The sequence below is a fragment of the Adlercreutzia sp. genome (assembly GCF_056795635.1).
This window is the reverse complement of the sequence record NZ_JBQIIT010000014.1, coordinates 20,255-42,831: the sequence shown is the minus strand read 5'-3', so window position 1 is coordinate 42,831 and position 22,577 is coordinate 20,255. Positions and strand designations below refer to the sequence as shown.

The 22,577-nt window shown below is 67.4% G+C and carries 17 protein-coding genes; 9 read left to right on the top strand and 8 right to left on the bottom strand.

Going from position 1 to position 22,577, the window contains the following annotated elements; all coding sequences use genetic code 11:
• Positions 1-86: 86 nt before the first annotated feature.
• Together rpsL and ACTOXK_RS08935 are read right to left on the bottom strand one after the other, a co-directional pair.
• Positions 87-458 (bottom strand): 30S ribosomal protein S12, encoded by a 372-nt coding sequence (gene rpsL / locus ACTOXK_RS08940; RefSeq protein ID WP_016309240.1) that lies wholly within the window; start codon positions 456-458, stop codon positions 87-89.
• Positions 459-711: 253 nt separating this feature from the next.
• Positions 712-2,199, bottom strand: a complete 1,488-nt coding sequence (locus ACTOXK_RS08935) for a response regulator transcription factor (protein WP_482277810.1) — start codon at positions 2,197-2,199, stop codon at positions 712-714.
• Between the two features lie 282 nt (positions 2,200-2,481).
• Here ACTOXK_RS08935 and ACTOXK_RS08930 point away from each other — a divergent pair, with 282 nt between their 5' ends.
• The 4 genes from ACTOXK_RS08930 to ACTOXK_RS08915 all read left to right on the top strand — a co-directional run bounded on the left by ACTOXK_RS08930 (position 2,482) and on the right by ACTOXK_RS08915 (position 6,875).
• Positions 2,482-3,114 carry a cytochrome c3 family protein gene (locus ACTOXK_RS08930; protein WP_482277809.1) on the top strand — a complete coding sequence of 211 codons (633 nt, stop codon included), beginning with the start codon at positions 2,482-2,484 and terminating at the stop codon, positions 3,112-3,114.
• 138 nt (positions 3,115-3,252) lie between these two features.
• Positions 3,253-4,917, top strand: coding sequence for an FAD-dependent oxidoreductase (locus ACTOXK_RS08925; RefSeq protein ID WP_482277808.1), 1,665 nt, complete (start codon positions 3,253-3,255; stop codon positions 4,915-4,917).
• Between the two features lie 80 nt (positions 4,918-4,997).
• Positions 4,998-6,140 carry a U32 family peptidase gene (locus ACTOXK_RS08920; protein ID WP_482277807.1) on the top strand — a complete coding sequence of 381 codons (1,143 nt, stop codon included), beginning with the start codon at positions 4,998-5,000 and terminating at the stop codon, positions 6,138-6,140.
• Between the two features lie 18 nt (positions 6,141-6,158).
• Positions 6,159-6,875, top strand: coding sequence for a helix-turn-helix domain-containing protein (locus ACTOXK_RS08915; protein ID WP_482277806.1), 717 nt, complete (start codon positions 6,159-6,161; stop codon positions 6,873-6,875).
• 228 nt (positions 6,876-7,103) lie between these two features.
• Here the strand turns inward: ACTOXK_RS08915 and ACTOXK_RS08910 are convergent, their stop codons facing one another.
• Both ACTOXK_RS08910 and ACTOXK_RS08905 read right to left on the bottom strand, forming a co-directional pair.
• Positions 7,104-8,327 carry a M20/M25/M40 family metallo-hydrolase gene (locus ACTOXK_RS08910; protein WP_482277805.1) on the bottom strand — a complete coding sequence of 408 codons (1,224 nt, stop codon included), beginning with the start codon at positions 8,325-8,327 and terminating at the stop codon, positions 7,104-7,106.
• Between the two features lie 250 nt (positions 8,328-8,577).
• Positions 8,578-9,546, bottom strand: a complete 969-nt coding sequence (locus ACTOXK_RS08905; protein WP_482277804.1) for a manganese-dependent inorganic pyrophosphatase — start codon at positions 9,544-9,546, stop codon at positions 8,578-8,580.
• Between the two features lie 219 nt (positions 9,547-9,765).
• Between ACTOXK_RS08905 and sdaAA the strand changes: the two genes are divergently transcribed.
• Positions 9,766-11,376, top strand: a complete 1,611-nt coding sequence (sdaAA, locus tag ACTOXK_RS08900; protein WP_482277803.1) for an L-serine ammonia-lyase, iron-sulfur-dependent, subunit alpha — start codon at positions 9,766-9,768, stop codon at positions 11,374-11,376.
• 104 nt (positions 11,377-11,480) lie between these two features.
• On the opposite strand, the gene ACTOXK_RS08895 is transcribed toward sdaAA, so the two are convergent.
• A complete protein-coding gene (locus ACTOXK_RS08895; RefSeq protein WP_482277802.1) occupies positions 11,481-13,895 on the bottom strand; it encodes an ATP-dependent helicase in 2,415 nt (804 codons plus the stop codon).
• A gap of 330 nt (positions 13,896-14,225) precedes the next feature.
• Here ACTOXK_RS08895 and ACTOXK_RS08890 point away from each other — a divergent pair, with 330 nt between their 5' ends.
• Positions 14,226-14,618, top strand: a complete 393-nt coding sequence (locus tag ACTOXK_RS08890) for a hypothetical protein (RefSeq protein WP_482277801.1) — start codon at positions 14,226-14,228, stop codon at positions 14,616-14,618.
• 89 nt (positions 14,619-14,707) lie between these two features.
• Here ACTOXK_RS08890 and ACTOXK_RS08885 read toward each other — a convergent pair whose 3' ends face one another.
• Complete coding sequence (locus ACTOXK_RS08885) at positions 14,708-15,034, bottom strand: hypothetical protein (RefSeq protein ID WP_482277800.1); 327 nt, start codon at positions 15,032-15,034, stop codon at positions 14,708-14,710.
• 159 nt (positions 15,035-15,193) lie between these two features.
• Here ACTOXK_RS08885 and ACTOXK_RS08880 point away from each other — a divergent pair, with 159 nt between their 5' ends.
• Entirely contained in the window at positions 15,194-15,949 is a 756-nt protein-coding gene (locus ACTOXK_RS08880; protein ID WP_482279905.1) for a TatD family hydrolase, read from the top strand.
• Here the strand turns inward: ACTOXK_RS08880 and ACTOXK_RS08875 are convergent.
• A complete protein-coding gene (locus ACTOXK_RS08875) occupies positions 15,946-17,499 on the bottom strand; it encodes a helix-turn-helix transcriptional regulator (RefSeq protein WP_482277798.1) in 1,554 nt (517 codons plus the stop codon). The genes ACTOXK_RS08880 and ACTOXK_RS08875 overlap by 4 nt on opposite strands.
• 253 nt (positions 17,500-17,752) lie before the next feature.
• On the opposite strand from ACTOXK_RS08875, the gene ACTOXK_RS08870 reads away from it, so the two are divergent.
• Positions 17,753-20,029 (top strand): molybdopterin-containing oxidoreductase family protein, encoded by a 2,277-nt coding sequence (locus ACTOXK_RS08870; RefSeq protein WP_482277797.1) that lies wholly within the window; start codon positions 17,753-17,755, stop codon positions 20,027-20,029.
• 24 nt (positions 20,030-20,053) lie between these two features.
• On the top strand, positions 20,054-20,689 hold the full coding sequence (locus tag ACTOXK_RS08865; protein ID WP_482277796.1) for a 4Fe-4S dicluster domain-containing protein: 636 nt from the start codon (positions 20,054-20,056) through the stop codon (positions 20,687-20,689).
• 44 nt (positions 20,690-20,733) lie between these two features.
• Here ACTOXK_RS08865 and ACTOXK_RS08860 read toward each other — a convergent pair whose 3' ends face one another.
• Complete coding sequence (locus tag ACTOXK_RS08860; RefSeq protein ID WP_482277795.1) at positions 20,734-22,356, bottom strand: helix-turn-helix domain-containing protein; 1,623 nt, start codon at positions 22,354-22,356, stop codon at positions 20,734-20,736.
• Positions 22,357-22,577 lie beyond the last annotated feature (221 nt).

Below are 22,577 nucleotides of genomic sequence, written 5' to 3'. Positions count from 1 at the left end.
TAGTTTCTCCTTTTGCTTCTGCGCGCTTCGGGACGGTGCCCCGTCCATTAGGCCGAACACGCTCGGCCCGCGCGGCTTAACGAATGTTATTTCGGGCGCTTGGCGCCGTAGCGGCTGCGGGCCTGCTTGCGGTTGTCCACCGCAGCGCAGTCGAGCGCCGCGCGGATGACCTTGTAACGGACACCGGGAAGGTCCTTTACACGGCCGCCGCGGATGAGCACCATGGAGTGCTCCTGGAGGTTGTGGCCCTCGCCGGGGATGTAGGCCGTGACCTCCATACCGTTGACGAGACGCACACGGCAGACCTTGCGAAGAGCGGAGTTCGGCTTCTTCGGGGTGGTGGTGTACACGCGAGTGCACACGCCGCGCTTCTGCGGGTTACCCTTGAGAGCCGGGGTCTTCGACTTGTCGACCGACTTCTTGCGGCCCTTGCGGACCAGCTGGTTGATTGTAGGCAAGACTCTTTTCCTTTCCTTTTATCCACGAGCTTACACTGCACAAAACAAACGCCTCGGCGAGGCGCGACGGAGCATATTACGGGGGTTCAGGCCGTGTGTCAAACGCCACGCACCCGGGCGTATCTATATCCTCCGACGAGCGGCACAAAATGTTCACATTTGGCTGGGCCCGCGAGGAAGTCGATTGAAAGAGCCAGGGGAAACTGCCGTTCGCCAGGGAGGACCGACGTTCAGCGGGGAGGCCGCGCGGCACTCAGTCCTCGTCGATCCCCTCATCGCCGAATGTGGCCACCAGATCGATAAGCTCGGCCTTGGAGTGAACCCCCAGCTTCTGGTAGATGTGGCGACGATGGGTGATCGCGGTACCCTCGGCGATGAAGAGGGACTCCTGCACCCGAACCAGACCGTGGCCGCGTGCCAAAATCCCCAGCACCTCCGCCTCGCGATCGGTCAGCGCGTAGGCCTCGACCACGGCAGCTACCCGCTCGTCGAATGATGCGCCGTCGTCGGCAGGCTCCGCCTCCTTGCCCCCTGCGGCAGTTACAGCCTTTTTGTAAGCCCTAGCCAAACCTCCACGCGTGAGCACCACATCCGACGCGATAACGGCAAGTACCATGGCTGCAATTGCCGTCACGCTCACATGACCCTGGATATCGAAGCTCTCCATCATAAGCGCCAAACTCGACCCCGAAGCCGCGCCCAAAGCAAGCGCACCTAAGGCCACGCCCCACACAAGGGCAAAGGGCGCGCGAATTTGTCCGGCCGCCTCCGCCGCTACCCCCGCCATCAAAGAAAGATATATCCACAGGGCCACCGCCGAGGCTCCCATGGCAAAGCGCAGGGAAAACTCGCTTCCGGCATCGAAGGGGTAGAAGGCCACAAGTACAGGGATGACCGCGAAGCGCAGAATGAGCAGCCAGCTGAATCCCTGATTCAGCACCGCCCTCGCCACAAGCACGGCCGCGAGTGCGACAACGACGCCGCCAAGGCTCAACAACCACGTCCACGACAGTGCGTGACCGTGACGTGCAATGAGAAACTGAGTGATCATCATGGCAAAGACGAGGCCGAACAGTCCGTAGGACACGGCAATGCGGGCAAAAGCCCCTCTCAGCCGCGCCGTCGGCAAAGGAGCCCCTGCAGGACTCGCACCGTGAGACGCCGATACTAGGAACAGCACATTAGAGGCAACCGAGAGCACGACGACCGCTGCAAGCAGAGACCAATGGATGCCCATGGACTGGGCGAAGGCCGCCAGCAGGCAGGCGGCGAGCACAATGAGAAAGGATGCCCGAGAGCGCGCGGGGGCGTCCAACCGCCCGAAGCGCTCGCTCCATGCCATGGAGAGCAAGCCGCCACCCAGGCCGAGCAGCGCGCCGGACATGATGCGCAAAACTGCGACCGCCACCGAGCCGTCCTGCTCGGGAACAAGTAGAAGCGCTGCGCCAACAATGGCCGCCAGTGTTCCCGCAAACGCCCCGTAAACGCCTCGAGCCCACTCCCCCCTCCAGCGAGCGAAGGATGCTCCGCACGCCGTCGCCCCCAAAACGACGAGATAAGAGAAGAGAAGGGGGTTCAACCCCGACAGCGCCAGGGCGCCGCCCCGATACATGTCGGCGATCACGCCGACAATGAGAAGCCACGTTTGAGCGCCAACGCACCCGACAACAACCAAGAGTACGCCCTTTGCGGAAGCGCCTTCCGACCCTTGGGACGGCAGTGCGCCGCCATCCTTCGTCATTCCTACCATCGTCGACCCTCCCGTATCGATGTGCGGTCAAAGGGCAGTATAGCAAGGGCAAGGCCGGCAACCGACCACAATCCGACCTACGTCATCCCGCTCTCTACCTGGCCTTTCATCCCTTTTAGATGATGGGGTACCACCAAAATAATCTGCCTTGTCCCGCGAAGCATCGGCTTTGGATGATGGCATTTCGGTACCGGGGACGCACAATGCCGCCCAGCGGATTCAATCCGGCGGGACGACGAGAGAGCCGCCGGAGCCACTTGGAAGGAGAGGAACATGGCCCACGTATCCCTGCGCAAGATCGCTCTTGCCTCCGCCGTCGCGAGCGCCATCGCGCTCATGTCCCTGGGGACGGTCGGCTGCGCCCCGAAAACGGCGAATCTCAGTGAGACGGACACAGGCTCGCAGACAGAAGCCGACGAGAGCGCCGTAATGACGGGGGACTTCACGTTCTCCGCAGACGCCGACTGCGCCACCTGCCACAGCACCGAGGGCGACTCTCTCGGCGACGCGACCATGCCCGCATCCAACCATGCGACGCAAGAGTGCACCACCTGCCATAGCGACGTCGACGGCCTCGCGACCGCCCACGATGGCGTGCAGTTCGGCGACAAGACGCCCAAGCGACTGAAGACAACCACCGTCGATACCACCGCCTGCTTCAGCAGCGGCTGCCACGGCAGCCAGGAGGATCTGGCCGCCAAGACCGAATCCTGCGCCGTTCTCACCGACACCAACGGCACCGTGGTGAACCCCCACGCCCTGCCCGAGAACGAAGATCACACGACCATCGACTGCGGCAGCTGCCACAGCATGCACTCCGACGACGCCATCGAGAACACGGCGAAGAAGGCATGCAAGGGCTGCCACCACATGGACGTCTACGAGTGCAACACCTGCCACGAGTAAGACAGCGCTTTTCATTGAACCCGGTTCCGCCCGGCCCCGTCAATCCCTCCCTCTGCGGGGCCCGGGTGCGGCCATTCCCACTTCAGCATCATCCGCATTCCGGCGGATGGCATAGCAAGCCTTGTTAAGGAGGAAAACATGGAGGAAGTATCTCGCCGCTCTTTTCTGAAGGGCTCCGCCCTGGCCGCCGCCGGCGTTGCCGGCGCCGCCGCCCTGGCCGGGTGCGCCGGCAACGACGCCGCGCTGTCTGAGACCGGCAGCACCCCCGAGTGGATGCCCGCGACCTGGGACTACGAGACCGACGTTTTGGTAATCGGCTACGGCGGAGCGGGCCTGTGGGCCGGCATCACCGCCTTCGACGAGGGCGCCCAGGTGCTCTACCTGGAGAAGTCACCGTTCCGCGGCGGCGGATCCTCGTCCATCAACATGGGCCAGTGGACCGCCCCCCACGATGCCGACGCAGCCGCCCAGTTCGCCTTCGAGGCCTTCCACGGCCAGACCCCCATGGAGGTCTGCCAGGCCTGGGCTGAGGAGGCCGTGCAGAACCCCGACTATGCCGACGAATACGGTCTCGAGTACACCCTGGGCGACAGCCCCCGTGCCGAGTACAACATCTTCACCGGCTACGAGGAGATGTACATCGGCTCCGGCGACGGCTACGGTGCCGGCTTCTTCGAGGCCATGGACCAGCATCGCCAGGACCGCGGCATCGAGGTGCTGTTCGACTGCCATGACGAGGAGCTCATCCAGAACCCAATCACCAAGGAGATCATCGGCTGCTACACCCTCATGGGCGCCGACGAGACCCCCAAGGCCGTGAAGGCCTCCAAGGGAGTCATCCTGTGCACCGGCGGCTTCGAGTTCAACGAGGAACTGCAGGCCAAGTACTTGAAGTGCTACCCAATGCGCGGCTTCTACGGCTGGAAGTACAACACCGGCGACGGCATCACCATGGCCCAGAAGGTGGGCGCCGACCTGTGGCACATGCAGCAGGTCTGCGGCGGCGACGACGCCTGGTTCGACGATCCGGAGATCGTACCCGGCGGCGTGTCCGTGGGCAGCCCCACCCCCAACTACATCAAGGTGAGTCGTCTCGGCGAGCGCTGGGGCAATGAGGAAATCTTCAGCCCCCACGGCGGCTGGAAGCCCTACGCCAACTTTGACGAGGAGATCTGTGACTTCGACCGTATCCCCTCTTGGTACATCTTCGACCAGACCTCCTTCGACGGCGGCTCCTGGGGCGGCATGGTCGGCGGCGCGGCCACCGAGAATGGCGGCATGGGCATCGGGTATATGACCGAGGGCCTCGATCCGGAGCTCGGCGGCTGGGCCGGCTGGTCCGCCGACAACAAGTGGGAGCTCGAGCGCGGCTGGATCACCACCGGGGCCACCCTGGACGAGCTGGCCGCCAACATCGCCGCCAGCAAGTGGGATGACAAGATGGACGCTGAAAAGCTGAAGGCCTCGGTCGCCCGTTGGAACGAGTTGTGCGACAAGGGCGTCGACGAGGACTTCGGCCGCGAGCAGCTGGCCAAGGTAGAGACCGGCCCGTTCTACGCCATCCCGCTGTACCCAGGCATCTGCAACACCATCGGCGGTGCTCGCCGCAACGAAAACGCCAACATCGTTGACCCGAGCGGCAATCCGATTCCGCGCCTATACTCCGCCGGCTCGTTCGGCAACATGAACGGCCACACCTACGCCATCACCGGCGGCAACGGCTCCGAGAACTGGTGCGTTGGCCGCATCGCTGGCCGCAACGCCGCCGGTCTTGAGTCCTGGGACGCTACGGCTGAGGCCTAAGCCCTCGCCCGGCGCTAGCAAGCACAAGCGGGCCCGCTCGTTAGGCGGGCCCTTCTTCTAACAAGAGAGGAGAGGGCCCTGTGACTCAGCTCGAGTTTTCCGTTCCCTACAATGGGGATGCCGACACGCTCAAGCGCCTTATCTCCCTTCAAGGGCGAGGCGGCAACACCATCCGCGAGATCTACCTGAACGCACCCCAGGTCATCACCGGCTCGGGGCGCGTCGGAAACGTGACGACCTTGGACGAGTTCGTCGAAGTGGTCGGAATCATTCGCGAGGCGGGCATCCGCGTCGACATCACGATGAACTCCACCTGCGACGGCGGGGACTGGTACGAGAAGGAGACCCTTGATCGTCAGATCGGCTTCATTCGCGACATGCACGAACGGCAGGGCGTGGAGGCAATCACGCTCGCCAACCCCTTCCTTATCGGGCAGGCACGCGAGGCGTGCCCCGACTTGGAAATCAGCGCCTCGGTTCTCGCTGACATCGACTGCTTCTCCCGTGCCGAGGCCTTCGCGCTGGCAGGGGCTACCACCATGACGATGGACACGAGCGTCAACCGCGACCTGAAACTTTTGCGGCAAATTCGAGAGAAACTCGGCGTGGTGCTCAAGCTCATGGTGAATGAGGGATGCCTAAACAAGTGCCCCTTTCGCAAGTTCCATATGAACCTTATCTCGCATAAATCCCAGGAGGAGCGCGACGAGGGCACCTCGTTCTCCTTCGCCTGCGGCGACATCATCGGACGCGATGCCGGGCAGATCTTCAAGTCGAACTGGATCAGACCCGAGGATCTGCGGCGCTACGAGGACATCACGAGCTTTTTCAAAATCGTCGGCCGTGACATGATGCCGAGCAAGGTGCTCCGCTGCACGGAGGCCTACCTGGACGAGTCCTACGACGGCAACCTCTTCGACCTGCTGTGCAGCTCCATCGGATACTACGGCATCGAATTCCGCGCGCATATCGACAACAAGGCGCTCGACAAGACGAGATTCTTCAAACGCACCTCAACTTGCAACCGTCAGTGCCAGCGCTGCACCTATTGCGTGGATCTGGCAGACGAACTACTCGGGTACGGCTGGATCACGCGCGAGATGCTGGAGGATATGGGCCAGACGCAGATGATCGCTGCCATCGAGGCGCAGTTCGGCGGCGCCTATCCCGTCTGCCGCACCTATTCGAAAACCCCTCTCGAGAACCCCTTTCAACCCCTGTAACGGCAAGGAGGAACCCACATGTCTACGCAAATACGAACCTGGACCGAACACTGCAACGCCGAGGGCGAGCCCTTGCGCTGGGAGCTCGCCATCAACGACCGCCCTGTCCCGGGCGGCTACATCGAGAAGACCGCCGACGGCTTCGAGATTCATTACCCCCACCTCGCATCTAAGACGCATGCCACCCTCGATGAGGCGAAGCGCTGTCTGGAGCTCGCGCCGCCGATTTCGACGGCGGGACTTAAGGTGGAGAAGATAGCCAACGAGGACAGCGACCTCATCTCAACCACCGAGGCCGGCGAGATGCTTGGCATAAGCCGCTTCCGCGTGAACGCCATGGTTGCCTCGGGCGTGCTACCCGGCCGCCGCGACAACGGGAAGATTCTTGTGGATCGCGCCGCAGTGGAGCGCAAAGCCGCCCAGGGCTCCTCCGAGGGACCACAGGGGAAGTTCGCGAGCCTCTTCCTGTTCTACGCCCCCGCCGACGAGCGCGTTCAATACGTAGCCGAGCTTGAAGCCGACAACGTCGATACCATCGAACGCGCCCGCACCTTCGTTCAGGAGGTCATGGAAGACGACAGCGACGATGCCGTGGAAGTGCGAGACTACCTGCGCATGCGCAACTTCCTGCGCAACCATGAGAACGAGTTCGAGTTCAGCCACGCGACCTTCGCGAGTCTTGCCCGCGAGCGTACCCAACGCGTCTCGCTACGCGTTTCGGAGCTCGTCGTCTGATCATTTGCCCCCTCTCTAGCCACCCCCATATCCTTTTCAGCCACAACGGAGATCCGCCCGCCTGACCGAACGTGGTCGCGTAAGCGAGGGAATCTCCTTACTCGAACTGCTGGACAGGGGAAGCTATGCAAAACGTGCATTTTTCAGCAAAATCATTTTAGGTGATCTACCTGCCATTATGTCGCATATTGTCAGATCAGCGCGATGCAGGAAAATGCACGTTTTGCACTATTTGACGGCGTACTCGGCGATGATGGCCTCCACATAGCGGGCCATGGCACGTAGATCGGCCAGCTCGATGTACTCGTCGGTGGAATGGAAGTTGGTCATGCCGACGCCGAGCGTGATGGCGTCGGCCCCCTTGGTGCCGAGCACGTTGGCGTCGGCGCCGCCGCCCGAGATGGCGCGCCGGGGCTCAAGGCCGGACGCGTGGGCCGCTGCGGCGAGGTGCTCCACGATGGCGTCGCCCGACTCGTGCACAACGGCGGGGTAGTCCAGTTCCCAGGCCACCTCCACCTGGCCACCGAGCTGGGCGGCCGCGTCCTCCAGGGCCGCCGTCATGGCGTCGCGCTGGGCGAGCACGCGGTCCTCGTAGAGCGAGCGGCACTCCCCCTCCAGAGTCACGGCAGCCGGCACGATGTTCACGGCCACGCCGCCCTCGATGCGGCCGATGTTGGCGGTGGTGCACTCGTCGATGCGCCCGAGCGGCATGGCCGCCACCGCCGCCGCGGCGATCTGGATGGCGGATACCCCCTCTTCCGGCTCCACCCCGGCGTGGGCGGCGCGGCCCTCGATGCGGGCGCGCAGCGTCCAGTGGTAGGGCGCTCCCATGATGATAGTGCCCGGCGCCCCGTCGGCGTCCAGCACGAACAGCGGCAGCGCGCCGTCGTCCCCCGCAGCAGCGAGCAGCCCCTCGCATTCCGTATTCCGCGAGGCCGCTGGAAGATCGGCCGGCCACACGAGCGCGTCGTCGGCCAAGGCGGAGGAGCCAAGCAGGCTCTGCTCCTCGCAGGTGGTGAGCAGCACCGTGATGTCGGGACGGGGCGAGCCCGTTTCCAGCACCGAGCGCAGGCCCTCGAAGATGGCGGCGATGCCAGCCTTGTCGTCAGCCGAGAGGATGGTGTCCCCCGCCGAGCACACCACCTCGGCCATACGGCAGGTCACCTCATCGCAGATATGCCGCGTCTCCACCACGGCCTCGATGCCCGCGCAGGGCTTCACCGTGTCCAAATGGGCTGCGAAGGCGATGCGGCCCGGCACCGTGCCCGGCAAGTGGGCGATGAGATTGCCCGTGTCCGACCCGGTCTCCGCCGCCGAGGCGTCGAAGGTGACGAAGAAGCCCATCTCCGCCAGCTGCCCAGCGCAATGGGCAGCCATGGGCGCCTCGTGCCACGAGGGGCTCTCGATGGCCACCATCTCCAGAAACGAATCAAGCACACGCTGGGGGTTCATAGGGTTTCCTTCTTTCCAAAATTCCTAATCTTTTGTCGCAGGGATGCGCCTAAGGAAAAACAGCGAGGGTCCGACAAACGCTTGACGTTGCCCGACCGAGATAGAGCAGGACCCGACCAGGGGGCGAGGGTCCGCGCGCAGATTCCGCAGCGAACGGAACAGTCCAGTGGACTGTTCCGCCGAGCGAGGACTGCCCGAGCACGGCGCCCTTGCCCCCTGATCGGGCCCGAAGGGATGGAGTGAACGAGGTTTACGAGGCGAGAATGGGCGCCGCCACCTGCTTCTTGCGGGAGAGCACGCCGGGCATCCAGTTGCCGCCCTCGCAGCACTCGATCTCGAAGACGCGGTTCACGCGGGCGGGGTCGCCCTCCACGATGAACTGGGAGCCCTCGGCCAGAATGTCGGTGACCAGCAGCAGGGCGAACTCGTAGCCGTTGTCTTCCACAAGTTTCTTCATGTGCGCGCGAATCTCAGCCTCGCGGTTCATCACGCAGGGCAGATCCACGGTCTCGCGCTGGGCGATGAGCACGGTCACGTCGTCGTTGACCTTGAACTCCTTGGAGTCGGCCTCCACGAGCTTGGCGATGGGCATGGTGTCCTCGCCGCCGCGGGTGCGGAAGATCTCCATGCCGAACTCGACGGCGTCGATGCCGAGCTTGTCGGCCAGGAAGTTCACCTGGTCGATATCCACCTGGGTGCAGGTGGGGGACTTCATGATGACCGTGTCGGTGAGGATGGCGGACAGGAGCACCCGGGCGATGGCGTCGGGCAGCTCGATGCCGGTCTGGCGGAACTGCAGCGTGACGATGGTGGCCGTGGAACCGATGGGCAGGTTCAGGAACAGGATGGGGTTGGCGGTGGTGATATCGGCGATGCGGTGGTGGTCGATGACCTCCACGACCTCGGCCTCCTCGATGCCCGGGGCGGCCTGGGCCACCTCGTTGTGGTCCACGAGGATGACCTTCTGGCGCACCGTCTCGCCGTCGCGCTCCTGGGGGTTCACGTTCTCGATGAGCACCGGCTCGGGAATGTCGTTGCGCTCCAAGAGCCAGGCGCTCTCCACGGGCAGCGGCCCCAGGCGGGCGGGCACGTACTCGACGGCCTCGGCCTCGCCGTCGCGGGCGGCCAGGGCGTTCTTCAGGTACGCGTACCCCACAGCGGCGGAAATGGAGTCGTTGTCGGGATTGCGATGGCCCACGACGAGAATCTTGGTGGTCATTGGTGCCCCTTTCTGTTCTTGTACCAATCTCACCTTGTACCAATTTACGGTTTTGAGGCAGTATACCCCTCCCAGCCCCCGGTGGCGATGGGCTATGATAGCGTTCTGCGATGAAAACAAATGCTCGCGCGGCCGACGGCATGGCCGCCGCCCCCGCGAGCGCCCCGGTTCCACGGGCTATTGGGCGGCCGACACCTCGGCCCCCGCGAAAGGAGAAGCATGAAAACCTACGGTCTGCGGGACATTATCGGCCCCATCATGGTGGGCCCGTCCAGCTCGCACACGGCCGGAGCCCTGCGCATCTCCTCCATTGCGCGCAAGCTCTTCGGAGGCAACCCCGAGCGCGTGACCTTCACGCTCTACGGCTCCTTCGCCGCCACGGGCAGCGGCCACGGCACCGACAAGGCCCTCGTGGCCGGCATCATCGGCCTGGCCGCCGACGACCCGGACGTATCGCGCTCCTTCGCCCTGGCCGAGCAGGCCGGCGTGGACGTGGGCATCGTCTGGGACACCGCCACCCCGTGCGACCACCCCAACACCGTGGACGTGCACTGCGAGGACGGCGCCGGCAACGTGCTCGATATGCGCGGCGTCTCCATCGGCGGCGGCGCGGCGGTCATCCGCCGCATCAACGGCATCGACGTGGACATCACCGGCGAGCACACGAGCGTCGTGGTGCACCAGCACGACGTGCGCGGCGTGCTGGCCCACATCTCCTCGGTGCTCGCCAGCTGCGGCATCAACATCGCCACGGCCAACCTGCACCGCACCGAGAAGCGCGGCGACGCCTTCACCGTGCTGGAAACCGACGACGACGTGGACGGCAAGGTGCGCGAGTACCTCATCCTGCACCCGGATATCTTGAACGCCCGCATCATCCCGGCCATGAGCGCCACCGACGGCGAGGCCGTGGCGATACCGGCCGACGCCGACGAGGTGTTCGCCCGCTGGAACTACACGAGCGGGGCGGAGCTTCTGACCCTGTGCGAGCGAGAGGGCGTGACCATCGCCGAGGCCTTCCGCGCCCGCGAGGAGGCCCTGTGCGCCAAACAGGGAGTGGCGGCCGACGTAGACGCCTACCTGGATCGGGCGCTCGCCGTCATGGACGCGGCGGCCACGGTGCCCATCGAGGCCCCGGAGCGTTCCATCGGCGGCCTCATCGGCGGAGAGGCGGCGAAGGTGACCGCGAGCCTGGAGACCGACGACGCCAAGCGGCGCCTCATGGACCCGCTCACGGCCAAGGCGGCCGTGTACGCCCTGGCCACCTTGGAGACCAACGCCAAGATGGGCATCATCGTGGCCACCCCCACGGCCGGCTCCTCGGGCGTCCTGCCCGGCGTGCTGCTGGCCATGCGCGACGTGCGCGGCTATAGCCACGACGAGCTGCGCGAGGGCATCCTCACGGCGGCGGCCGTGGGCTACATCGTGGCCCGCAACGCCAGCGTGTCCGGAGCCGAGGGCGGCTGCCAGGCCGAGGTGGGAAGCGCCGCAGCCATGGCGGCCGCGGCGGCCGTGGCCATGGCCGGCGGCACGCCCATCCAGGCCCTCGATGCGGCCTCCAACGTCATCCAGTGCCTGCTGGGACTCGTGTGCGACCCGGTGGGCGGCCTGGTGGAACTGCCCTGCCAGAAGCGCGACGCCACCGCCGCGCCTTTGGCGCTCGTGTGCGCCCAGATCGCGCTCGCGGGCGTGAGCAACCTCGTGCCCTTCGACGAGAACGTGGCCGTCATGGACAAGGTGGGCCGCGAGCTGCCCATGGAGCTGCGCGAGACCGCCCGCGGCGGCATCGCCACCGCCCCCTCCGCCTGCAGCTTCTGCGCGGGCTGCTAGGAGCACCCATCTCAGGGAGCTGAAACGAGAACTCGCCTAAGAGAAGGGCCCGAACCGCTCCATCGAGCGATCCGGGCCCTTCCGCTGCGGTGCGCCGAAGCCTCCTAGCCGATCTTCACAATGGGGGCGTAGTCTTTCAAGAGCTTCTTGGTCTGACCGGTCTTGGCGAACTTCACGTGTAGGGTGTCGCCGTCCACCTTCACCACTTTGCCGCGGCCGAAGGTCTTGTGGTCCACGGTATCGCCGGCGGCGAAGGCGGCCTTGGCCGCGGCCTTCTTCCCCGCGTTCGGGTTCACCCCGGCACCGACGCGGCCCGACGGGGCCCCGCCCCGCGAGGCGGACCCGCTGCTGGCAGCCGCGCGCCCCGAGCCGGTAGCGGCGCGGTACTCGGCGAAGGAGCGGCCACCGGAACCCGAGGCGCTCGACCGGCCGAACACGCGGCCCTCCCCCGCCTCGGTGCCCGAGCCGGCGATGCCTCGGCGGCTTCCCCGCTTCTCCCAACCGGTGCCGGAGAAGCCCGCCGAGCCCAGGCCCGTGGTCTGGCGCAGTTCGCTCGGGATCTCGCCGATAAAGCGCGAGACCGGGTTCGCATGGGTCTGGCCGAAGATCTGGCGCTGCTGGGCACAGGTGAGGTACAGCTTCTTGCGGGCGCGGGTGATGGCCACGTAGGCCAGGCGCCGCTCCTCTTCCACGGCCGCGGCGTCGCCCACGGAGTTCATGTGGGGGAACAGGGTCTCCTCCATGCCGGCCACCCACACGCAGTCGAACTCCAGGCCCTTGGAGGAGTGCACGGTCATGAGGGTAACGGCCTGGCCGTCCTCGGTCACCGTGTCCAGGTCGGTGCGCAGGCGCACCCACTCGATGAAGTCGGCCAGGGAATCGCCCCGCAGCACCCGCACCGGCTCGGCCTCGGGGCTCTCGCCGGCCGTGGGCGCGGCATAGTCGGCGTCCTCGGCATCGTGGGTCTCCACGAACTCGTCCACAACGCCCAGAAACTCCTGGATGTTCTCGATGCGCCCGCGGGCCTCGTCGGTGCCCTCGGCCTCCAGGGCGCCAATGAGCCCGGCCTGGTCGATGATGCGCTCGATCACCTTCCGCAGATCGCCCCCGTAGCTGGCGCCGTCCTTGAGGACCTGCACGAACTCGCCCACAGCCCGGCGGGTGGCCGGGCGGATGTCCTCGTCCACGATGGCCAGCTCGGCAGCGGTGAGGAAGGGCATGTTCAGCTCGCGCCCGAACTGGTCGATGCGCTCGATGGTGGCCTTGCCGATGCCGCGGCGCGGCACGTTCACCACGCGCTTGGCGGCAATGTCGTCGGCTGGGTTCACCACGAGGGTGAGGTAGGCCATCACATCGCGGATCTCGGCGCGGTCGAAGAAGCGGGTGCCGCCGACGATGCGGTAGGGCACGCCGGCCCGCAGCAGCATGTCTTCCAGCATGCGCGACTGGGCGTTGGTGCGGTAGAACACGGCCATGTTGTTGTAGGACACACCGTCGGCGCAGCGCTTCTCGATCTCGCCGGCGATCCAGCGGCCCTCGTCGCGCTCGTCAGAGGCCATGTACACCGAGATCTTGTCGCCGTCGCCGGACGAGGTGAACAGGCGCTTCGCCTTGCGGTGCTGGTTGTTGGCGATCACGGCGTTGGCGGCGTTCAGGATATTGCCCACGCTGCGGTAGTTCTGCTCCAGCTTCACCACGCGCGCCTCGGGGTAATCGCTCTCGAACTCCAGGATGTTGCGCAGGTCGGCGCCGCGCCACGAATAGATGGACTGGTCGTCGTCGCCCACCACCATGACGTTGCGGTGGCCGGCGGCCAGAAGCATGGTGATGGCGTACTGGGCGCGGTTGGTGTCCTGGTACTCGTCCACCATGATGTAGCGGAAGCGCTCCTGGTAGGCGGCGCGCACGTCCTCGTGCTGCTTGAGCAGCAGGTAGGCGTACAGCAGCAGGTCGTCGAAGTCCACGGCGTTGGCCGCTTTCAAGCGCTCCTGGAGCCGCGTGTACACCTGGGCGGCCACGCGCCCCACCGGGTCGGTGGCCCGGCCCTCGAAGTCGCCGGGCACGATGAGGTCGTTCTTCGCGCTCGAGATGCGGTTCATGAGCTGGTTGACCGGGAAGCGCTTCGGGTCGATGTTCAGCTCGGCCATGATGTCCTTGTACAGGCGCTTCATGTCGTCCACATCGTAGATGGTGAAGCTCTTCGTGAAGCCCAGGCGGTCGGCATCGGCCCGCAGGATGCGCACGCACATGGAGTGAAAGGTGGACACCCACATGCCCCGGGCCCGGCCGCCCACGAGCTGGGCCAGGCGCTCGCGCATCTCGGCCGCCGCCTTGTTGGTGAAGGTGATGGCCAGAATCTCCCAGGGCGCCGCCAGGTTCTGCTCCAGAATGTTGGCGATGCGGTAGGTGAGCACGCGGGTCTTGCCGCTTCCAGCGCCGGCCAGCACGAGCAGCGGGCCCTCGGTGGTGACGACCGCCTCGCGCTGCGGCTCGTTCAGGGTGTCGATGTCGATGGGCACAGGTCCGTCCTTTAACTTCGCAAGCAGGGGCCCTCGGCCCCAGACAACGGGAAAGCCGTCCCGAAGGACGGCTCTCCATTCTATCGCCCCCTGGGGCGCTGCGGCGAAAGACCCATCAAGGTTTCACCGCCTGTTCGATAAACGACGGCCGCGGCTGCCCTAGGTGCCCGTGGAATCCTGCACCGCCAACGGCATCATCCCCGGAGGGGGAATTTCAACGAAATCGAAGCAATTTGCCCAACAATTCCCATCCGCTGGCCCGCGCGGAAAGGGGGAAGGGGCGCAGGCCCTACCATGGGGCCCATGCCATTACGCGAGAAGGAGAGCACCATGGGCGCACACAAGCACCACGAGAACGGGCGGGAACCCGAGCACCGCGAGACCTTCGCCGAGCGCGATCCCTTGGCCGCCGAGGAGCCCGACGTGCTGGAATCGTCGGCCGACGATCCGGAATTCCCCGCCATGGAGGAGTTCGAGGTGGATCGCGGAGGCCCGCAGGCGAACACGCGCAAGCACCCGGGCCTCATCTGGGCCGTCATCGCCATCATCGCCGTCGTGGGACTCTGCATCGCCTTCATGGCGGCCGGCGACTGGATGACCCCCACCCAGGCCGAGCGCGTCGGACAGACGGAGTTCGAGGAGCAGACCGTGCCCGAGGACCTCGGCGCCAATGAGAACCCCGAGGCCGCCGACGCCGAAACCTGGCGCACCATCGTGTCCTAGGGCCCCAGGGCCGCCCTATCAGAACCGCAGACCCGCCTCGCCCCTCGGCCTCCGGAGCGGCGCAGGCGGCGGCTCAGCCGCTCGGCGGCCTATTCGGCGACGATGACGATGGCCTCTTCCTCGCAGCCCTCGGCACCGCGCAGGACGTCGAGGCGGCGGTTGCGGAAGTAGACGACCCAGTTGGCGGCGATGCACACCACGTTGATGACGTAGACTGCGAGCACCCAGTTCAGGTTCCCCGCGGCGAATTTGGCCGCGATGCCGGCGAAGTAGCCGGCGGTGATGAGCGCGATGAACTGCCAGCTCGTGCCCACGGCCGTCGCCGCGCGATAGTTCTTGTAGGCGTTCAACGGCCACGACAGACCGAAACAGATGAGCATGATGGCTTCGAGCACTTCCGCCATAACTCCGACCACTTCCCTTACCTTTGCAGAGGATTCCAACGGGTTTCGATTCTAGGCCCCGCGGCCGCCAGGTCAACCCGCACGGCGCGAGCGGCGCCATCCGTTACCTTTCGGCCACGGCCCTTCCACGGATCCTCTGCTATGCTTACCCCTATGGAAACTTGGTACGACATGCATTGCCACCTCGGATTCGCGCCCGACCCGGCGGCGACCGCCCGCGCCGGCGCCCAAGCGGCCATCGGCGCCTTCTCCTGCACGGTCTCGCCGGAAGAGTACGAGCGCCTCGCCTCCCTCCTGGCCGGCGAGGCCGCCGTGGCCGTGGGGCTCGGCGCCCACCCGTGGCAGATCGCCGACGGCTCGGTGGGCGACGGCTCCCTAGCGCGCTTCTGCGAGCTCGCCGCCGCCACGGCCTTCATCGGCGAGGTGGGACTCGACTTCGCCGGCCCGCGCGAGGACGACGGAAGCCGCGCCGTGCAGACGGCGGCCCTCGAGCGCATCCTCGCCGCCTGCGACGGCGGCGCCCCCAAGCTCATCTCGCTCCACGCCGTGAACGCCGCAGGCACCGTGCTCGACCTGCTGGAAGCGGCCGGCGCGACCCAGCGGCACCGCTGCGTCTTCCACTGGTTCTCGGGCACGTCCGACGAGCTGAACCGGGCCCGCGACCTCGGCTGCTACTTCTCCGTGGGCCCCCGCATGCTGGCCTCGCGGCGCGGGCGCGCCTACGCCCGCCAGATCCCCCTCGACCGATTGCTCTTGGAGACCGACATGCCGAGCCGGGCCGGCGACGGCCTTCCCGCCCCCGTCTGGCAAGCGGAGCTGAACAACGCGCTCTCGGGCATCTCCCAGCTCAAGGCCGTGCCCCGCGACGCCCTCGCCGAGCGCATCGCCGCCACGAGCGCCGCCCTGCTCCGGGCCGGCGACCGCTAGCCCCTCTGGCCCCGATCGCGGCGCAGCCGCTGGTCGCGCCCGAGATCGATCTCGGCCTCCACCCGGTCGATGAGCTCCTGCTGGGAATGGACGCCGAGCTTGTGGTAGAGGCTGCGGCTGTGGGTCTTCACCGTGTCCTTGGTCACCACCAGCTGCTCGGCCACCACCGAGGCGTTGCGCCCCCGGGCCAGCAGCACGAACACGTCGCGTTCCCGCGGCGTGAGGCGGCTCTCCCGCGCCAGGGAATCGCAGGCCGCCTTGAAGGCGCTCGGCCGTTCCCGGTCGTCGGGCCGCACGCCGCCCCAGGCGCCCCACAGCCCCTCGTCGGTGGCGATGAGCAGGCTCACGAGCATGAGCAGGAACAGGGCGATGACGCAGAAGACGGCCCCGGAGAGCACCGCGAACCCCACCGCCGCGCTCACGATGAACCCCACGAGCTGGCCCGCGAACAGCGCCAGCCCCGTCCAGCCGTAGATGGCCGCCCGATCCTCCTTCCCCGTGCGGGCCAGATAGGAGCACAGCGCCCACAGGGTGGCCACGGCGTAGTAGTAGCCGGCCAGATAGACCACCTCGCCCATGGTGAAGTTCACCCCCGACGCATGGCTGGCAACCCCGGGTTCCCGCAGCCCCGCATCGGCCGTCAGCACGAGGAAGCCGAGGGCCATGAGGGGAAATCCCACCACGTAGATGAGCTTGCGGAAGTTCAGCCGCAGCACGCTGGCCCCCACGAGCACCACCGCGGTCGCCAGCAGCATGCCCGCAATGCTCATGAAGCCGTAGAAGTTCTCCACCGCCACGGCCGGGAACAGCCCGTTCAGGAAGCGCAGGGGGCAGAAGGGGTCGGCGCACTTCTCCAGGGACACGCTGCCGTAGAGGGCGTGCAGAAGCCCGAAGGCCATGCCCTGGGCGAAGATGGTCGCGAGCAGCTTTAACCGTTGGCGCCCCGCCCTACCCTCCGGCGACGGGCAGGCGGGGGCGGTCGCCCCATCGGTGCCCGGCCCCAGCGCCCCGAGCGCCCCGGCCGAGACGAGGGGCAGCAGCGAGATGATCGCCGCGCACCAGCTCCGGCCAAGCTGGTAGAGCACCGCGGCGAGGCAGAAGGCCGCCACCATGGCCACACAGACGGCCCCCAGCACGGCCCGGGGGTTACGGGCCCCCACCGCCGTGCCCCAGGATACGAACAGCCATCCCGCCAGCACCCCGGTGCCCACGATGAGGGCCCCGTCGAGCACAGTACGGGCCCCCTCCATGGTTGCGAGCACATAGAGGGCCACGTAGAGCCCCGTCAGCCCCAGCCCGATGGCCGGCGCCGGCGGCCGTCCCTGGCGGCGGCCCAGCAGCAGGTAGGCGGCCGCGGCCGCCACGGCGCTCGTCAGGGCGCAGAGCCAGTAGGCGGAATCGGGCAGCAGGCCGCTCGGCCGGTAGAGGGGCAGGTCGGGATTTTGCAGGGCGGCCCAGAACCACGTGAAGAAGCAGCCGAGGCCGACGGCCCCCGCCACGCCCTGGCGGCGATCCCCCGAAAGCAGTCCCTTCCCCGCTGCGCGCCCCATGGCCGCTCCTCCCCGTGCCCGCGGCCTTCCGCGGCCGCGTTTCCTGAAACCCCTATCGGTCCCATCCTATCACGACGGGGCCTACACCCCCATACCGGGGTGGTATTTCAATCTACCACCAGCGGGGTGAAGTTTCCCCTTTTCCCTCGTCGTAGCATACAACGCAGCCGCTGGCGCCTTGGCGCGACCCCCTTCCCCGGACGCGCCGCCCGGTTCCAGCGGCCCGAGACGATCCCTAGCGAGAGGAGCGGGAATGAGCCTGAATCTGAGCCGGAGGAAGTTCCTCGGCACCATGGCGGGGGCCGGGGCCCTTGCCTCCCTGAGCCTGATCGGCTGCCAAGCGGAAAGCGAGCCGGCAGAGCCGGCCCACGAGCCGGAGGTGCCGCTGGCCCTGACCAACGTGAGCCGAGTGCGCACCACCTGCGGCAACTGCCACAACGACTGCGGCGTCGTCGTCACGGTCTCCGACGGCGTGGCCGTCTCCATCGAGGGCGACCCCGAGCACCCCTTCAACAAGGGAGCCCTCTGCCCGAAGGGCCAGGCCTTCGTGGACGTCATCTACGCGCCGGACCGCTTGCAGTACCCCATGAAGCGCGACCCCCGCTACCGCGGCGACAGCTCCAAGTGGGAGCGCTGCACCTGGGACGAGGCCTTCGCCTACATCGCCGAGCAGCTGACCGCCGTGAAGGAGAAGTACGGCGCCCACACGCTGCTGTACACCAACGGCGCCCCGGTGCAGAACATCGTGCGCAACGCCTTCTGCGAGTTCTACGCCCGCTACGGCACCAACAACATGGTGGGCGCGCCCAACCTGTGCTTCGTGCCGCGCCTCGTGGCCCTGAAGACCACCTACGGCTTCCGCGACGAGGAGGACTACAACAACACCGACCTCATCATCTGCTGGGGCGGCAACCCCTTCGCGTCGCTGCGCCCCGGCGCCTACATGTGCTACGGCAAGCACGGCAACGCCTCCCCCATCCTCGATGCCAAGGAGCGCGGCGCCAAGCTCATCGTCATCGATCCCATCTTCACCGAGACGGCGGCCAAGGCCGACCAGTTCATCCCCATCAAGCCCTCCACCGACGGGGCGCTGGCCAACGCCATGGCCAACGTCATCCTCGCCGAGGACCTCTACGACCACGGGTTCGTGGAAACCTGGTGCCACGGCTTCGACGAGTACCGCGCTTGCATGGAGCAGTACAGCCCCGAGTGGGCCGAGCCCGTCACCAGCGTGCCGGCCGACACCATCCGCGAGCTGGCGCGGCTGTACGCCACCACGGAGCGGGCGGCCCTGCACGAGGGGAACAGCCTGGCGCTGCACAGCAACTGCGTGCAGGCCGTGCGCTCCATCGGATGCTTGCGCGCCATCTGCGGCAAGCTGGACAAGGAGGGCTGCAGCGTCTGCTTCCCCACGGTGGTGGGACACCCCGTGGCCGTGGAGAACGGCAATCCCACGGGCATCAAGACCACGGTGAAGGTGGAGGCCCCCAACGTGAACGCCGAGCGCTACCCGCTGTTCCTGAACGGCCTGCCCGGGGCCCTGGACGCCATCGAGACCGGCGAGCCCTACACGCCCCGGGCCCTCATGGGCTACCACACCAACACCATCATGGCCCAGGGCGACTACCACCGCAACCTGGAGCTGCTGCGCACCCTCGACTTCATCTGCTACACCGAGCTGTTCATGACCGAGACCTGCAACCAGCTGGCCGACGTGGTGCTGCCCGACGTGTCCTGGGCCGAGCGCTACGACTACCGCACCTACCCCTCGGAGCAGGGGGCCGTGGTGGCCCTGCGGCAGCCGGCCATCGAGCCGCTCTACGAGTGCATGACCCCCTACCAGATGGAACTGGGGATCGCGCGGGCCATGGGGCTCGACGCCGACTATCCCTGGTCCACCGACGAGGAGTTCATCGAGTACGCCCTCGCCCCGAGCGGGCTGACCCTGGCCGACTACCAGGAGGATCCGGTGCGCATCGTGGGCACCCACGAGTACCGCAAGTACGAGACTGGCGGCCTGCGCCCCGATGGCGAGCCCGGCTTCGACACCGCCAACGGCAAGGTGCTGCTCGTGAACCTTCCCTTCGGGAAGAACGGCCAGGACCCCCTGCCGAACTACGTGCCCGGCTTCGGCACGCCGGAGGGCAGCCCGGAGCTGGCCCGGGACTACCCGCTCATCGGCACCAACCGCCGCACCGTGCACTTCGTGCACTACAAGCACCGCAACAACCCCTATCTCCTGGAGAACCACCCCGAGCCGGAGCTGACGCTGCACCCCGACGATGCCGCGGCCCGCAGCCTGGCCGACGGCGATGCGGTGCGGGCGCTCTCCCATCGCGGGGAGGCGCGGTTCACCCTGCGGGTGTCCGAGCGGGTCATGCCAGGCGTGGCCTGGGTGGACGGCGGCTGGGGCAATCCGTGGGATGCGCCGGAGAGCAACATGAACGTGCTCGTGGACAACGTCGCCCGCGACCCCATCTCCCAATCTCCGGACATTTCCTCGTTTTTGCTCGAAGTCGTCAAAGCCTAGCGCTTTTGTAAGGAGTGATGTTCCATGACACGTCTCGGAATGGTTATCAACCTGGATCGGTGCATCGGCTGCCATGCCTGCTCGGTGGGCTGCGCCGTGTCCCGGGCCCTTCCCGCCGGCGACCGCTGGTCCTCCGTGAAGGAGTACGTCACCGGCACCTTCCCCGCCCTTGAGATCACCTACCTGCCCATCCTCTGCATGCAGTGCAGCGCCCCCGCCTGTCAGGAGGCCTGCCCGACCGGGGCCACCTACATCGACGGAGAGGGCGTCGTCCAGGTGGACAAGGCCCAGTGCATCGGCTGTGGCGCCTGCGAGAGCGCCTGCCCCTACGGCGCCCGCACGGTGCTGGGGGCCGTGGTGTCGAACCACGGGGACGCCGGTCCCACCCCGCCCGAGGAGCTGTTCTTCGCCGCCCGCACCGAGGGTGTGGCCGAGAAGTGCGCCTTCTGTTCCGACCGCCGCGCCGCCGGCGAGGAGCCCCTCTGCGTGAAGACCTGCGTGGCCGACGCCCGCGTCTTCGGCGACCTGGACGATCCGGCCTCGGCCGTGGCCCAGGCGGCCGCCGCGGGGCGGCGCCTGCTGGAAGACGGGGGCACGGAGCCGGCCGTCTACTACCTCTACACGGGCGGCAACGATCTCGACGAGGCCTTCATGGCCTAGGCCCGCGCCCGTTTTCCCCAGCCTCCGAACGCCCCCGCCGCGCCTCAGGGTACGGTGGGGGCGCCGGCGTCGAGGCGGGCCTCCACGAAATCGATGAGCTCTTGGCGGGTGTGCACATCCAGCTTGCGGTAGAGGTTCTTCCAGTGGCTCTTCACGGTGTTGATGGACACCACGTCCAGGGCGGCGATGTGGGCGAGGGCATAGCCGCGGAAGGCGTAGACGAGGATCTGGGTCTCCCGGGCCGTGAGGCCCCGCTCGGCGGCGATGCGGCGCAGGGTATCGTCGGGAATGGCCCCGTCCTCCTCGGGACGCCGCGCCATCGGGGGCGCCCCGGGTGCCGTCGCGGGCCCTGCGACTTGCGGGGCCGCCGCCCTGGGAGCCGCCTCCTTCTCGGCTCCGGCTGCCCCGGCGGCCTTCTCGCTGCCGCTGGTGTCCTCGGCGCCCTCGTTCCAGTCGGGCGTTCCCTCCAAATCGAAGCTGCGCACCACGAGCACCCCGAGCACGGCCACGAGCGCGAGCACCACGGCCAGGCTGAGGGCCACAGCCAGCACCGGCAGGGCCGTCGGGGCCGTCGTGCCGGCCGCCGCGCACAGGGCGGGCACGAGCCAGCACCCCAGGGAGAAGGCCACCACGACCGGGGCCAAAAACAGCACGGCGAAGTTCCGGTAGGCGGCGCGGCAGTCGAAGGAGTCCCGCACGAGCAGGAATACGACGAGCACCTCCCCGCCGGTCCGGCAGCTCGTGACCACGGCCACCCCGGTGGCCACCACCACGGGCACCCCCGCGCCGAGCATGGCCATGCCGGCGGCCAGGGCCACGGCCAGGCACAGCCCGATGGCGAACGCGGTCTTGCGCTCGTTGGCCGCCCGGTACAGCGCCCCGAAGGCCGCGGCCACCACCGCGATGCTCAGCAGGTACTTCAGCCACAGGGTGTACTCGGGCAGCACCGTGCGCGGCGCGCCCACGAGCACCATGTTCCCCAGAAGCCCGCTGACCACGAGCAGCACGAGCAGCGTCCCCGAGGGCGGCGCGCCGAAGTTCGACAGGCGGGCGAGCACCTCGTCGGGCAGGGCCACGGGCCCCGGTGCGGATTCGTCGGGCCCCTCGTCCGCCTCCGGGCCGCCAGCGCCGAGCCGGTAGCACGCGCCGGCCAGCACCGGCACCATCACGGTGAAGAGCTCGGGAGCCGGCGAGAGGGAGAACATCACGATACCCATGAAGAAGCTCAGGGCGGCCGAGCCGAAGAGCAGGATCATGGTCGTCCCGTCGCTGGGAGTGCCGGTGGCGGCGAGCCGCGTGTACCAGGCGATGAGCACCACGGCGTTTCCCAGGCCGGCCCCGAAGCCCAGCAGGCACGGAGCGGGCGAGGCGGCCGACCACCAGCCCGCAGCCAGGGCAATCCCCTGAAGGGCGAGGGCCGCCGAGGCTCCCCCGGCGCAGCCCATGACGAAGCGGCCGTCCGCCACGAGCCGCCGCATCCGTTGCGGTGCGGCGGCGCAGGCCAGGGCCCCCACAGCGAGGGCGCACACGAAGGCGAACAGCGCGGGGCTCTGCTCGGGAAAGAGCGCCGTCACATTCCGGAAGCGGAGCACCTGCCAGAACAGGGCCATACCCACCACCGTGGAGAGGGCGCTCTCCACGGTAAGGGACCGGTATCCCTTTTCCACGGGCGCCTCCCTCCGCTCGCTCGCCAACCCCATTCCCTCCATGGTAGCACGCAGCGGGCACCGGAGCGGGCGCGGAGGGGCGCTCCCCGAGGCCGGACGGGAAAAACCACCCCTCAGGGGTGACGGCGAGACCCTATCCCCACCAGGGGGTGTTGCGCGGGCGCCCCTCCCTGGGCCATGCTGGCAGGGCCGCACAGGGTCCCGGACCCGGCGGCCCGAAA